This is a genomic window from Streptomyces sp. NPDC007901, from assembly GCF_042959465.1.
GTDB lineage: Bacteria > Actinomycetota > Actinomycetes > Streptomycetales > Streptomycetaceae > Streptomyces.
In genome coordinates, this window is record NZ_JBIBKW010000001.1 from 838,311 (window position 1) to 852,088 (window position 13,778).

The following is a 13,778-nucleotide window of genomic DNA, read 5'->3' on the forward strand; positions in this document are numbered from 1 at the left end:
CTAGGGTGCGCGCCGGTCGCGGGCGCCGAGACCCTCGTCGTCCGTGTCCGTCCACAGGTTGATGTCGTACGGATCGTCGGAGATGGTGACGAGCTCGGGGCGCTTGCCCGGGACGCCGGAGTTGGCCGTCTCCCGCAGCAGTGCCACGCTCTCGCGCAGGTGATCGGCGTCGGCACGGACGCGGCGCATCTCCAGTCCGCCGCTCCCGAGCTGCTGCTCCAGGCGGCCGACGGACCGGTTCAGGTCCTCTAGGCAGCGCTGGACTGACGTCAGGTCGTCGTGCACGGACATGACGTGACCTCACTTCCGGACCCCGTGGTCCTGGGTGGCAACGTTCATGCGCCTGCGAGTGTTGCGCGTCACACCTGCCGATGTGAAGCCATGTGCAGCGATTGGCGGATTGCGCGCCTCCGACGCACGCCCGCACGCGCTCTGTTTGCGCCGGGATTGCGCCGCACGGGTGGGGTTTGGCAGCCCCCGCCGCCGTGTCGTCCCCGGCCGACGGACCCCGTCCATTTCAGTGGGGTCCGTACTTCTACGTACATGTGATCAACTCCAAAATACCCCCAAATGTGAATAAAGCGCACTCGTGTCACGGGGCCTTCCGGAGGTAGCAGAGATGTCTCATCACGGTGTCGGGTCGCGCCCCGTAGGGGCGCGGGGCCCCATTGAATGTGCGGCTACCGCCGCGCGGGCGCGACCAGCCACAACGGCGCCGCAGCCGAACAACAACCCCTCACGGCACCGCCAGCGCAGCGCCCTCGCGTTTCTCGCGGCCGGTGCCCTCGCCGTGCCCCTCCTCGCCGGCTGTGGCTCCGACGAGGAGAAGAGCAAGCCGCTGGCCGTCCAGGACATCGCCGCGGTCGGCCGTGACGTGGTCGCCGAGGGCGGCACGCTGAAGATGGCCGTGGACGCCGTACCGGAGACCCTGAACACCTTCCAGGCCGACGCCGACGCGGGCACCACCCGTATCGCCCAGGCCGTCCTGCCGTCGATGTTCACCATCGACGCCGAGGGCCGCCCGGTCCGCGACCCGGACTACCTGGAGTCCGCGAAGGTCATCGAGACCGAGCCGCGCCAGGTCGTCCTGTACAAACTGAACCAGCAGGCCGTCTGGAGCGACGGCCGCGAGATCGGCGCCGCCGACTTCGCCGCCCAGTGGCGCGCCCTGTCCGGCAAGGACTCCGCCTACTGGACCGCCCGCAACGCCGGCTACGACCGCATCGGCAAGATCGAGCGCGGCGCCAACGACCTGGAGGTCCGGGTCACCTTCGACCGGCCGTACGCGGACTGGAAGTCGCTGTTCTCCCCGCTGTACCCGAAAGAGGTCATGGGCACCCCGGACGCCTTCAACGACGGCGCCCGCCGGAAGCTGGCGGTCACCGCCGGGCCCTTCCAGGTCGCGAGGATCGACGCCGCGAAGAAGGACGTGGCCCTCACCCGCAACCCGCGCTGGTGGGGCCGCCCGGCCAAGCTCGACGAGATCGACCTGCACGCCGTCCCCCGCGGGCAGCGGGCGTCCGCGCTCGCCGACGGCACGGTCGACGTCGCCGACATCGACGCCTCCGAGGCCGAGCGGATCATCATCGCCGGCCGCGAGAAGGGCACCTCGTTGCCCCTGCAGGGCGCCGGGAAGACCTCCGCCAAGAAGCTGCGGTCCTGGGCGCTCACCCTCGGCATGGACGAGGAGAAGCTGCCCGACGGGCCGAAGAAGCTCGGCAGGACCATCGCCAAGTGGCTGGAGACGCAGCACGAGCTCCGCGACTTCGACGTCCGCAAGTCGCTGGAGCCCGCCTACACCCAGCTCGCCCTCAACGGCTCCGAGGGCCCCCTCGCCGACGAGCGGGTCCGGCGGGCCGTCGCCCGCGCCCTCGACCGCACGGCCCTCGCCAAGCTGGTGCTCACCCCGCTGGGGCTGCCCGCCGTCCCGGTCGGCAGCCATGTCGCCCTCTCCGGTCAGCCCGCCTACGCCGACAGCAGCGGGGCGATCGGCGGCCTCGACACCCACGAGGCGCAGGCGCTGCTCGCCGACGCCGGGTGGGTGGCCGGCGGGCCGATCAAGGCCGGCGGCAAGGCGGCCGGCGCGGAGACCGAGAAGAAGGGTGCCAAGGGCGACCAGTCCGACGGCGGGCACGACGGGCAGTTCATCGTCGGCGAGGACGACCGGGACCCCGACGGCAAGGACACCCGCGACCACCAGAAGGACCACGCCCACGGGCAGCCCGGGGCGTACGCGCCGAAGGGCACGGCCGCGCCCAAGGGTGCGCAGGCCGCGTCCGCGCCGCTGGCCAAGGACGGCAAGGCGCTGAGCCTCCGGTTCGTGGTGCCCTCCGGGCCGGGGTCGGAGACGCTCCAGTCGGTCGCCGGGCGGATCCGGCAGATGCTGGCGGCGGTCGGGATCCAGGCCGAGATCAGCAAGGTCTCCGACGACAGCTACTTCAAGGACCACATCGCCTCCGGCCAGTACGACCTCGCGCTGTACTCGTGGCCGTCGTCCGCGTTCCCGGCGACGGACGCGCGGCCGATCTACGCGAAGCCGGTGCCGGCGGCCGACGGGTCGCTGAACGTCGAGCAGAACTACACGCGGGTCGGGACCGACCAGGTGGACCAGCTCTTCGACCAGGCGCTGGGGACGCTGGACGAGGACGAGGCGGACGGGCTGCTGCGGAAGGCGGACTCGCGGATCTGGGCCTCGGCGGGGTCGCTGCCGCTCTACCAGAGGCCGCAGATCGTCGGCGCCCGGAAGGGGCTGGTGAACGTGGGGGCCTTCGGGTTCCAGACGCCGGTCTACCAGGACATGGGATACCTGAAGAAGGGCGCGAAGGTGTCGGCGAGCCCGAGCAAGGGGTAGCGCTCTTCGGTTCGTGGTCGGGTGCGGGTGTGTGGGGGCTGGTCGCGCCCACGCGGCGGAGCCGCGTATTGATACCGCCCGCGCCCCTGGTTTCTCCGGTGATCGCTCATTGATATGCGGCCTGAGCTGCATATATGTAGCCCCGCGAGCCGCCGGTCGATTGGCCCCGTACCATGGGGTGAGGCCGTGGCGTGTTCAGCCCGGCAGGGTCCGCGTAACACCGATGTACGCGCAGGCCCCTTCCTCATACTCCGGGAGTACGCCGCACTATGGCCACGCGCCACGACATCCGCAACGTCGCCATCGTCGCCCACGTCGACCACGGCAAGACGACCCTCGTCGACGCCATGCTGAAGCAGGCCGGTGCCTTCGCGGCGCACGCCGCCGAATCGCTCGACGACCGAATGATGGACTCGAACGACCTGGAGCGTGAGAAGGGCATCACGATCCTGGCCAAGAACACGGCCGTGAAGTACCACCCGAAGGATGGCGGCGACGTCATCACCATCAACATCATCGACACCCCGGGCCACGCCGACTTCGGTGGCGAGGTCGAGCGCGGTCTGTCGATGGTGGACGCGGTGGTTCTGCTCGTCGACGCCTCCGAGGGTCCGCTGCCGCAGACCCGCTTCGTGCTGCGCAAGGCCCTCCAGCAGCGCCTGCCCGTCATCCTCTGTATCAACAAGACGGACCGCCCGGACTCCCGGATCGACGAGGTCGTCAACGAGACCTATGACCTCTTCCTGGACCTGGACGCCGACGAGGACCAGATCGAGTTCCCGATCGTCTACGCCTGCGCGCGTGACGGTGTGGCCTCGCTGACCAAGCCGGAGGACGGCACCGTCCCGGCCGACAGCGACAACCTGGAGCCGTTCTTCTCCACCATCCTGTCGCACGTCCCGGCCCCCGAGTACGACGAGGCGGCCCCGCTCCAGGCGCACGTCACCAACCTGGACGCCGACAACTTCCTCGGCCGTATCGCGCTGCTCCGCGTCGAGCAGGGCGAGCTGCGCAAGGGCCAGACCGTCACGTGGATCAAGCGCGACGGCACGATGTCCAACGTGCGCATCACCGAGCTGCTGATGACCGAGGCGCTCACCCGCAAGCCCGCCGAGGTGGCGGGCCCGGGCGACATCTGCGCCGTCGCCGGTATCGCGGACATCATGATCGGCGAGACCCTCGCCGACACCGAGAACCCGATCCCGCTGCCGCTGATCACGGTCGACGAGCCGGCGATCTCGATGACCATCGGTACGAACACCTCGCCGCTGGTCGGCCGGGGCGGTACCGGCAAGGGCGCCGACAACAAGGCCGCCGTCAAGGACCGCAAGGTCACCGCCCGCCAGGTCAAGGACCGCCTCGACCGCGAGCTGATCGGTAACGTCTCCCTCCGCGTGCTGGACACCGAGCGCCCGGACGCCTGGGAGGTCCAGGGCCGTGGTGAGCTGGCGCTCGCCATCCTGGTCGAGCAGATGCGCCGCGAGGGCTTCGAGCTGACCATCGGCAAGCCGCAGGTCGTCACCAAGCAGGTCGACGGCAAGACGTACGAGCCGGTCGAGCGCATGACGATCGACGTGCCGGAGGAGCACATGGGCGCGGTCACGCAGCTCATGGGCGTCCGCAAGGGCCGGATGGACAACATGTCCAACCACGGCTCGGGCTGGGTCCGCATGGAGTTCGTGGTGCCGTCCCGCGGTCTCATCGGCTTCCGTACCGAGTTCCTGACGCAGACCCGCGGTACGGGTATCGGGCACTCCATCCACGAGGGCCACGAGCCCTGGTTCGGTACCCTGCAGACCCGTAACAACGGCTCGCTGGTCGCCGACCGCTCCGGTGCCGTCACCGCGTTCGCGATGACGAACCTCCAGGAGCGCGGTGTGCTGTTCACCGACCCCGGCACCGAGGTGTACGAGGGCATGATCGTCGGCGAGAACTCGCGCTCCGACGACATGGACGTCAACATCACCAAGGAGAAGAAGCTCACGAACATGCGGTCGTCCTCGGCCGACTCGTTCGAGGCGATCGTCCCGCCGCGCAAGCTCTCCCTGGAGCAGTCGCTGGAGTTCTGCCGTGACGACGAGTGCGTCGAGGTGACCCCGGAGGCCGTTCGCATCCGCAAGGTGAACCTGGACGCCCGCGAGCGGGCCCGCGCCGCCAGCCGCGCCAAGCACGGCTGATCGCAGGACACCTGAGCCCGGGTGCCCCCATGATGGGGGTGCCCGGGCTTTTTGCAACCCGTTTTCCGATGGACAGCAGGCGGGCGATCTTCAGCCATTGTCCGAAATGCGGAGATCCGCGCCCGATAGCCATGTAACAAGTCCGTTTCGCGGCCTTCTCCCGTCGAACGCTTTGTCCATTTTTCGGAAGAACTACGCATCAGCTGTGACTGAATTGAGATTTAAAGACAGTGGTCGGCACCTTGCTCATGGCAGATAGTTAGCCGCGTAGCGCTCGGGTCAATGGGTCTCGCGCTGTGGGGACAGCGCCCGACTCACGAGCACCAGGGGGTGTCTGACCCTCCGTCAGGGGTGTCGGAGGGTGAGGACGGAACCTCCTGTTGGTGAACACGTGAAGTCATGAGGAGAAGTCCCATGTGCAGTGTCACAGGCACCAGGTGGATTCCGTCACCCGTCGTGTCCGGTCACCCTTGTTCGTCCGGTGGTTGGTCCTGAAGAAGCGGTCGGCCCTCTAGCGCCGCCGTACGCCTACGCGCGTCCGGCTGCGGGCTTCTCCCGTACCCCGGGGCGCCCTGACGCTTCATCAGAACATGCCTCCGCGGCCGCGCCGACCCCGGCCGGCCGCCGGTTCGGCACATCCACACCTGTGAATTGGACGAACTGTGACAAGTCCTACGGACATTGAGGGTGGCGGGAGGCCGGTCGCCGTCGACGGCGGTCCGCAGCCCGACGCGAAGACCCAGGTCAAACAGCTGGAAGGCCGGTCTCCGGGCCAGCTGATGTGGATGCGCTTCAAGCGCGACCGCACCGGCGTCATCTCCGCCTACGTCGTGGGCTTCTTCTTCCTGATCGCCGTGCTCGCCCCGCTGATCTCGAAGGTGTACGGCAAGAACCCGTACACCGTCTACGCGGACGAACGTCCCGAACTCTTCGACAGCGCGGGCGTGCCGATCCAGCCCAACGGCGGTATCAGCAGCCAGTTCTGGTTCGGTCTCGAACCGGGCAACGGCTACGACGTGTTCACCAAGCTGATCTACGGCATCCGGACCTCGCTGATGATCTCCGTGGCGGTGACGATCGCGACGGTGCTGACGGGCATCCTGCTGGGCACCGCGGCCGGCTACCTCGGAGGCAAGTCCGACTACTGGATCGGGCGGGTCATCGACTTCCTGCTCGCCTTCCCCGCGCAGCTGTTCTTCATCGCCAGCATGCCGGTCGTGGTCTCGCTCTTCGTGAGCCCGCGCGACGAGACACCCACCTATGTGCGGGTGGTCGCCCTGATCATGGTGCAGTGGTTCCTCGGCTGGATGAGTCTCGCCCGCATCCTGCGCGGTACCTCGCTGGCGCTGCGGGAACGCGAGTTCATCGAGGCGGCCAAGGTCAGTGGGGCGTCGCCCGGGCGGATCATCCGCAAGGAGATCCTGCCGAACCTCGTCACCCCGATCCTCGTCCAGTCGACGTACATGCTGCCGAACTTCGTGACCGCGGAGGCCGGGCTGTCCTACCTCGGGGTGGGCATCGTCGAACCCACCCCGGACTGGGGCCAGATGTTCTCCAAGGCCTCCACCGAACTCGTTCTGCAGAACGACATCACCTACATGTTCTTCCCCGGCGTCTCGATGATCATCTTCATCGTGGCCTTCAACCTGCTCGGGGACTCGGTCCGTGACGCGTTCGACCCGAAGACGGCGCGCTGACCGATCGTTCGTGGGCGTCCTCGCCCGGATACCGCACGGCAATTCCCTTTGTGTACCGGTGACACGGAGATAGGTGGAAATTCAGTGATGAGTAGGGGCGGACGCCACGCATACACGGTGGTCTCAGTGCTCGCGGCCGGAGCTCTCGTGCTCACCGGTTGCAGCAAGGGCGGCAGTGATGCGAGCGACGACAGCAAGAAGGACCAGGACAACGCCAAGGCACAGCAGGCGGCCATCAAGTTCGGCGACGCGGCGGACTCCACGGGCCCCGCGAAGCAGGTGCCGGGCGCCAAGAGCGGCGGCAAGATGGAGGTGCTCCAGCGTGACAGCTACGCGCACCTCGACCCGGCCCAGATCTACGTCTCCGACGAGGGCTCCCTCGCGAACCTGATCCACAGAGGGCTGACGGGCTACAAGTCGACCGACGACAAGGGCGTGGGCCACGAGGTCGTCGGCGACCTCGCGACCGACTCCGGCACCACCACCGACGGCGGCAAGACCTGGAAGTACACCCTCAAGGACGGCATCAAGTTCGCCGACGGCACGCCCATCACCTCGGCGGACTTCCGGCAGACCTATGAGCGGCTCTTCGCGCCGTTCATCAACCAGGGCCCGACCTACCTCCAGCAGTGGCTGGCCGACACCACCGGCGCCGACTACCGCAAGCTGCTGCCGGACGGTCCGTACAAGGGCAAGCACCTGCCGGACAGCATCCTGGAGACGCCGGACGCCAAGACCATCGTCTTCCACTTCAAGACCGCCCACCCCGACCTGCCGTACGCCCTCGCCATGGCGGGCTACGCGGTGGTGTCCAAGAAGGGCGACACCCAGGCGAAGTACGACAAGAACCCGGTCACGAGCGGCCCGTACAAGATCCAGTCGTTCAAGTCCGGCAAGTCGATGGTCCTGGTCAAGAACACCAACTGGGACCCGAAGACCGACCCGATCCGCAACCAGTACCTGGACGAGTTCGACTTCACCTTCAACCAGCAGTACGAGACGTCCACGAAGGCCCTCCTCGCGGACACCGGCGCCGACCAGACCGGCGTCAGCTTCAACAACCAGGTCGACGCGGGCAACCTGTCCAAGGTCCTCAGCGACTCGACCCTCAAGGCCCGTACGGTCGCCGGCTACCAGCCGTACGTGGGCCAGATGAACATCAACATGAACCACATCAAGGACAAGAAGATCCGTGAGGCCATCGCGTACGCGCTGCCCATCACGCCGTTCATCCGCGCCTACGGCGGCAACGACGCCATGGAGGTGGCCGGCGGTCTGATCTCCCCGACCGTCACCGGCTACGACGCCAAGTTCGACCCGTTCGGCAAGAAGGCGAAGCCGGCCGGCGACCCGGACAAGGCCAAGAAGCTCCTCACGGAGGCCGGCAAGGTCGGCATGAAGCTGACCTTCGGCTACATCAACACCCCTGAGGGCCAGCAGTACTCCACGGCCATGGCGGCCGGTCTGAAGAAGGCCGGCTTCAACGTCCAGCGCCAGGAGATCCCGGCCGAGACGTACTACGACCAGATCGGCAAGGTCGACAACAACTACGACATCTACCACACCGCCTGGGGCGCCGACTGGCCGTCCGCCTCGACCGTGATCCCGCCGCTGTACGACGGCCGCGCGATCGCCGACGGCTCGCCGAACTACTCGCACGTCAACGACCCCAAGGTCGACAGCGACATCGACGCCGCCAACGCGCTCACCGACCCGGCCAAGTCGGCCGCGGCCTGGGAGAAGATCGACAAGTACCTGCTCACCGACGTCGTGAACGCCGTTCCGACCGCGTACTACAAGCAGGTCCAGATCGCCGGCTCCAAGGTCGGCGGGCTCGTGTACGACAACGTGATCGGCGGCATCGACCCGCGTCGCCTCTACATCAAGTAACCGCCGCCGTCGGTCCGGTACCCGGTACGTCCGTCCGCCCCGCGCGGGTGACGGCGTACCGGGTCCCGCCCGGCCCGCCGACGCGAGAGAGCTGCCCCTGTCATGCTGCGTTTCCTCGTCCGCCGGACCCTCGGTGCGATCGTCATCCTGTTCCTGCTGAGCATCGTCACGTTCCTGCTGTTCTTCGGGATGCCCCGGGACCCGGCGCTGCTGATGTGCGGCAAGACGTGCAACCCGACGTCGCTCGCGAACATCCACCATGTGCTCGGCCTCGACAAGTCGATCCCCGAGCAGTACGGGATCTTCCTGCACAACCTGGTACTGGGCAGCAACCAGTTCGACCAGGGCCCCTGCCCCGCCCCGTGCTTCGGGTACTCGTACCACACCAACGACCCGGTCTGGCAGACACTCATGGACCGGCTGCCCACCACGGTCTCGCTCACCCTGGGCGGTGCGGTCTGCTTCCTGATCATCGGTCTCGGCACCGGCCTCACGGCCGCCTGGAAGCGCGGCACACTGATCGACAAGACCGCCACCGCCGGGGCGATGGTGCTCAGTTCGATGCAGATCTACTTCCTCGGCCCGCTCGCGCTGGCCGTCCTCGTCTACCAGACCCACTGGTTCGACAAACCGGCGTACAACAACTTCACCGCCGACCCCGTCACCTGGTTCGCCGGGCTGATCATCCCCTGGGTGGTGCTCTCCACGATCTTCGCCGCGCAGTACACCCGTATGGCGCGCTCCGCGATGATCGAACAGCTCCAGGAGGAGCACGTCCGCACGGCCCGCGCGAAGGGCATGTCCCGGCGGTACGTCTTCTTCCGCTACGCCTGGCGCGGCTCGCTGATCCCGATCGTCACCATCTTCGGCATCGACCTGGGCTCGCTGCTCGGCGGCGCCATCATCACCGAGTACACCTTCGGTCTGCCGGGCCTCGGCCAGCTCGCCGTGCAGTCGGTGTTCTTCAGCGACCTGCCGCTGCTGCTCGGCGTGATGCTGTTCTCGGCCGCCATGATCCTGCTCTTCAACATCATCGTCGACGCGGCCTACGCGTTCATCGACCCGCGCGTCCGGCTGGCCTAGGCCGGACAAGAGGAGAACCGTCGTGACCACTCTGACCAAGGGCGCCGGCACCCCCGTACCGGCCGACGCGGGCAGCTTCCTCTCGGTGCGGGATCTGCACGTCAGCTTCAAGACCGAGGACGGCGTGGTACGGGCCGTGGACGGCCTCTCCTTCGACGTGGAGCGGGGCCGCACCCTCGGGATCGTCGGCGAGTCGGGCTCCGGGAAGTCGGTCACCAACCTGACCGTCCTCGGCCTGCACAACCCGCAGTTCACCACGGTCGAGGGCGAGATCCTGCTGGACGGACAGGAGCTGATCACCGCCCGCGAGTCCGAGATGGAGAAGCTGCGCGGCAACAAGGTCGCCATGATCTTCCAGGACCCGCTCACCGCGCTGTCGCCGTACTACACCGTCGGCCGGCAGATCGCCGAGCCGTTCATGAAGCACCGGGGCGCCTCCAAGCGGGCGGCCTGGGAGCGGGCGGTCGAGATGCTCGACAAGGTCGGCATCCCCAACCCGAAACAGCGGGCCAAGGACTATCCGCACCAGTTCTCCGGCGGTATGCGCCAGCGCGCGATGATCGCCATGGCCCTGGTCTGCGACCCCGACCTGCTGATCGCCGACGAACCGACCACCGCCCTGGACGTGACCGTCCAGGCGCAGATTCTCGACCTGCTCAAGGACCTGCAACAGGAGTTCGGATCGGGCATCATCTTCATCACCCACGACCTGGGGGTGATCGCCGACATGGCCGACGACATCATGGTGATGTACGCGGGCAGCGCGGTGGAGCGCGGCTCGATGGACGAGGTCCTGCGCGCGCCCCAGCACCCGTACACCTGGGGCCTGCTGAACTCGATGCCCCGTCTGGACTCCGACCTGTCCACCCCGCTGAGCCCCATCCCCGGCTCCCCGCCGTCGCTGCTGAGCCCTCCGAGCGGCTGCCGTTTCCACCCCCGTTGCACGTTCCAGGACCGGGTCGGCGGCGCGCGCTGTGTCACCGAACGCCCGCTGCTGGCCCCCGACCGCTCCGCGGCCTGCCACCTCACCGCGGACCAGAAGCACACCATCTTCCTCGAAGAGATCAAGCCCCGTCTGGGCTAGGAGACGACACGTCATGACCCAGGACACGGTCCTTCCCGCCCCCCGCGAGGCGACCGCCGGCGAACCCCTCCTGGAGGTCTCCGGTCTGACCAAGTACTTCCCGGTCAAGGGCGGCTTCCCGATCCGGCGCACGGTCGGGCACGTCCAGGCCGTCGACGGCATCGACCTGACCGTGCGGGTCGGGGAGAGCTTCGGCCTGGTCGGCGAGTCGGGCTGCGGCAAGTCGACGACCGGCCGGCTGATCACCCGCCTGCTGGAGCCGACCAGCGGCTCGATCGCCTACCGGGGCCAGGACATCAGCCACGCCTCGCGCCGCCAACTGGCCCCGATCCGCTCCGAGATCCAGATGATCTTCCAGGACCCGTACTCGTCGCTGAACCCGCGCCAGACGGTCGGCAAGATCATCTCCGGCCCGATGGAGATCAACGGCATCGAACCGGACGGCGGCCGCGAGAAGCGCGTCCGCGAGCTCCTCGAAATCGTGGGCCTCAACCCCGAGCACTACAACCGCTTCCCGCACGAGTTCTCCGGCGGCCAGCGCCAGCGCATCGGCGTCGCCCGGGCCCTGGCCCTCGAACCGAAACTGATCGTCGCCGACGAGCCCGTCTCGGCCCTCGACGTCTCCATCCAGGCCCAGGTGGTGAACCTGCTGCAGGAAGTGCAGCGTGAACTGGGCATCGCGTTCCTCTTCATCGCCCACGACCTGGCGGTGGTACGGCACTTCTCGCAGCGCGTCGCGGTCATGTACCTCGGCAAGATCATCGAGGTCGGCGACCGGGAGGCGATCTACAACCGCCCCCGCCACCCCTACACCCACGCCCTGCTCTCCGCCGTACCGGAGGTCAACCTCACGGCCGAGCCCGACGCGGCCGGCCGCGAACGCATCCGCCTCGCCGGAGACGTCCCGTCCCCGATCTCCCCGCCCTCCGGCTGCCGCTTCCGCACCCGCTGCTGGAAGGCCCAGGACAAGTGCGCCACGGAGGAACCCCCGCTGGTCCGCATCTCCGGCAACCACGAGGGTCACCTCACCGCCTGCCACTTCCCGGAGGAGCCGACGACGGAGGCCCGCGACGAGGACATCGTGCTGGACCCGGCGCTGGCGGCGCTGGAGGAGGACTAGCCGGCCAGCCGGGGCGTGGCGATGGTGATGATCTCGGGGCAGCCGGGAGCCAGCGGTCCGCGCCCCCAGTCGCCGTACTGCTCGACGACCTCAAGCCCGGCGTCGCCGAGATGGTCGGACAGGCTGTCGGCGCCGAGGAAGCGCAGGGTGGAACGGGACACCCGGGGCTGGGACCAGGGTCCGCCCTCATAGGTCTCCGTGAAGGTCACCCGGTCTCCGCCCGGCGTCCCCTCGACCTCGTGCCAGACCCGGACCGGCCGGCCGTCCGGGCCGGTGACCCGGTGCACACGGTCGGGCGTCCAGCGCTCCCAGGCCCGCGCGGCCGGGTTCCGGGTCTCGAACACGAACCGTCCGGTGGGGGAGAGGGCGGCGCGTACGGCGGCCAGCGCGGCCCGCAACTCCTCGTCGCCGACCAGCTCCTGGAAGGCGTGGCCGGTCATCACGACGAGGTCGAAGCCGTGGCCGTCCCACAGCCGGGAACGCAGATCGCCGAGAACCCATTCGACGGCGGGTTCCCCGCGCCGGGCCTGCACCAGCATGGCCGCCGCCGGGTCCAGCCCCATCAGCCGCCCCCCGTGCCCCTCCCCACGCGCCCGCCGCAGCAGCCGGCCGGTACCGCAGCCGACGTCGAGCACGGACCCGGCCGACATCACCAGATCCAGGTAGAAGTCGTCACCCGGCCCCCACGGGTTGAGGCTGTCGTAGAGCGCGGCGAGTGAAAGATCCGCGAACGAATGATCGACCACCGCGGCAGTGTGGCACATGATGTTGAACGAGGGGCCGAGAAACGGCTTTCTTCTTGACTTTCCATCAACTTGCCGTGCGGTGAGGGTCTTTGAGCGCCGCGAGGAAGGGGGCGAAGGCGGAGGTGGGGAAGGTGAGGGTGGCGGCGGTGGGGGTTTTGGAGTCGCGGAGGGATATGTGGGCGGGGGAGGTGGCGATCTCCACACAGGCGTTGCCGTCGCCGCTCCCGGAGTAGGAGGACTTCCGCCAGTTGGACAGGGTGGTCACTGTGTGCCTCACAGTTCCTTGATCAGCCTGTGGATGAGGTCACGCGATCGTGCGGGGTCGAGTGACGCCCCCTCAACTCTACGGAAGAGTGTTCGGAAGACCCCGAGTTGCGCTTCGGCGTCGATGAAGAGGGAGCCGTGAGGGCCGTCGCGGACTACGGTGTCCAACTTGGGGACGCGGCCGCCGGAGTAGGCCATGGCGGCGGTGATGTCGGCGAAGTCCTCCAGTCCGAAGGGGATGACGCGCACCGTCACATGGTCTGCTTCCGAAAGCTCCAGGATGTGAGCCAGCTGGGTCAGGTTGGCGGCACGGCCCCCCACTCTGATCCGCAACGCCGCCTCGTGCACCAGCGTCTCGTACGGCACGGGGTCCGCACGCTCGATGATGACCCGTCGCCGCATTCGATGGCGGACACGCAACTCGGTCTCGTGCGGAGGCAGTTCGGGAAGGCGGCGGGAGAACAATGCCCGCGCGTAGTCCGCGGTCTGAAGCAGGCCCGGGACATGCAGAAAGTCCACGTCCCAGCGGTGGGCCGCGTGGTACTCCAGCTCGGACAGGTCCAGGAACGGGGTGGGCAGCAGCCCCCGGTACTCCTCCCACCAGCCCTTGGTGCGGTCCGTCGCCATGGTCGCCAGAGCGTCGATCAGTTCATGGTCCGAGCAGGCGTAGTTGGCCGCCAGTCGGCGAAGCCGGTCCTCGCTGACGCCGGTGATGCCCGCCTCGATCTGGCTCATCTGGACGGAGTTCACCCCGAGCAGGCTCGCCGCCTCCGTTGCCTTGAGCCCTGCGGCTTCGCGGAGCTTCCGGAGCTCGGCACCTAGTCGTACCTGACGTGCGGTGGGGTGCCGTCGTGCCGGCAACGCGT

11 protein-coding genes are annotated in these 13,778 nt (G+C 68.2%); 7 read left to right on the plus strand and 4 right to left on the minus strand.

Annotated features, from left to right (window positions below):
• Positions 1-291, minus strand: a complete 291-nt coding sequence (locus tag ACFZDK_RS04040) for a hypothetical protein (protein ID WP_390969494.1) — start codon at positions 289-291, stop codon at positions 1-3.
• Between the two features lie 328 nt (positions 292-619).
• Here ACFZDK_RS04040 and ACFZDK_RS04045 point away from each other — a divergent pair, with 328 nt between their 5' ends.
• The 7 genes from ACFZDK_RS04045 to ACFZDK_RS04075 all read left to right on the plus strand — a co-directional run bounded on the left by ACFZDK_RS04045 (position 620) and on the right by ACFZDK_RS04075 (position 11,902).
• On the plus strand, positions 620-2,851 hold the full coding sequence (locus tag ACFZDK_RS04045) for an ABC transporter substrate-binding protein (RefSeq protein ID WP_390969496.1): 2,232 nt from the start codon (positions 620-622) through the stop codon (positions 2,849-2,851).
• 269 nt (positions 2,852-3,120) lie between these two features.
• Positions 3,121-5,028, plus strand: coding sequence for a translational GTPase TypA (gene typA / locus ACFZDK_RS04050; protein ID WP_390969498.1), 1,908 nt, complete (start codon positions 3,121-3,123; stop codon positions 5,026-5,028).
• A 662-nt stretch (positions 5,029-5,690) separates the two neighbouring features.
• The gene (locus ACFZDK_RS04055; RefSeq protein ID WP_390969500.1) at positions 5,691-6,725 is read left to right on the plus strand and encodes an ABC transporter permease subunit; all 1,035 of its coding nucleotides are present in this window, start codon (positions 5,691-5,693) and stop codon (positions 6,723-6,725) included.
• A gap of 87 nt (positions 6,726-6,812) precedes the next feature.
• Positions 6,813-8,615 carry an ABC transporter substrate-binding protein gene (locus tag ACFZDK_RS04060; protein WP_390969502.1) on the plus strand — a complete coding sequence of 601 codons (1,803 nt, stop codon included), beginning with the start codon at positions 6,813-6,815 and terminating at the stop codon, positions 8,613-8,615.
• 102 nt (positions 8,616-8,717) lie between these two features.
• Positions 8,718-9,698, plus strand: coding sequence for an ABC transporter permease (locus ACFZDK_RS04065; protein ID WP_359222820.1), 981 nt, complete (start codon positions 8,718-8,720; stop codon positions 9,696-9,698).
• Positions 9,699-9,720: 22 nt separating this feature from the next.
• Positions 9,721-10,782, plus strand: coding sequence for an oligopeptide/dipeptide ABC transporter ATP-binding protein (locus ACFZDK_RS04070; RefSeq protein WP_390969505.1), 1,062 nt, complete (start codon positions 9,721-9,723; stop codon positions 10,780-10,782).
• Positions 10,783-10,795: 13 nt separating this feature from the next.
• Positions 10,796-11,902 carry a dipeptide ABC transporter ATP-binding protein gene (locus ACFZDK_RS04075; protein ID WP_390969507.1) on the plus strand — a complete coding sequence of 369 codons (1,107 nt, stop codon included), beginning with the start codon at positions 10,796-10,798 and terminating at the stop codon, positions 11,900-11,902.
• On the opposite strand, the gene ACFZDK_RS04080 is transcribed toward ACFZDK_RS04075, so the two are convergent.
• From ACFZDK_RS04080 to ACFZDK_RS04090, 3 genes are all read right to left on the minus strand, one after another.
• Positions 11,899-12,648, minus strand: coding sequence for a methyltransferase domain-containing protein (locus tag ACFZDK_RS04080; RefSeq protein ID WP_390969509.1), 750 nt, complete (start codon positions 12,646-12,648; stop codon positions 11,899-11,901). The genes ACFZDK_RS04075 and ACFZDK_RS04080 overlap by 4 nt on opposite strands.
• Before the next feature lie 64 nt (positions 12,649-12,712).
• On the minus strand, positions 12,713-12,913 hold the full coding sequence (locus ACFZDK_RS04085; RefSeq protein WP_390970097.1) for a DUF397 domain-containing protein: 201 nt from the start codon (positions 12,911-12,913) through the stop codon (positions 12,713-12,715).
• An 8-nt stretch (positions 12,914-12,921) separates the two neighbouring features.
• On the minus strand, positions 12,922-13,773 hold the full coding sequence (locus tag ACFZDK_RS04090) for a Scr1 family TA system antitoxin-like transcriptional regulator (protein WP_390969511.1): 852 nt from the start codon (positions 13,771-13,773) through the stop codon (positions 12,922-12,924).
• Positions 13,774-13,778: the final 5 nt, after the last annotated feature.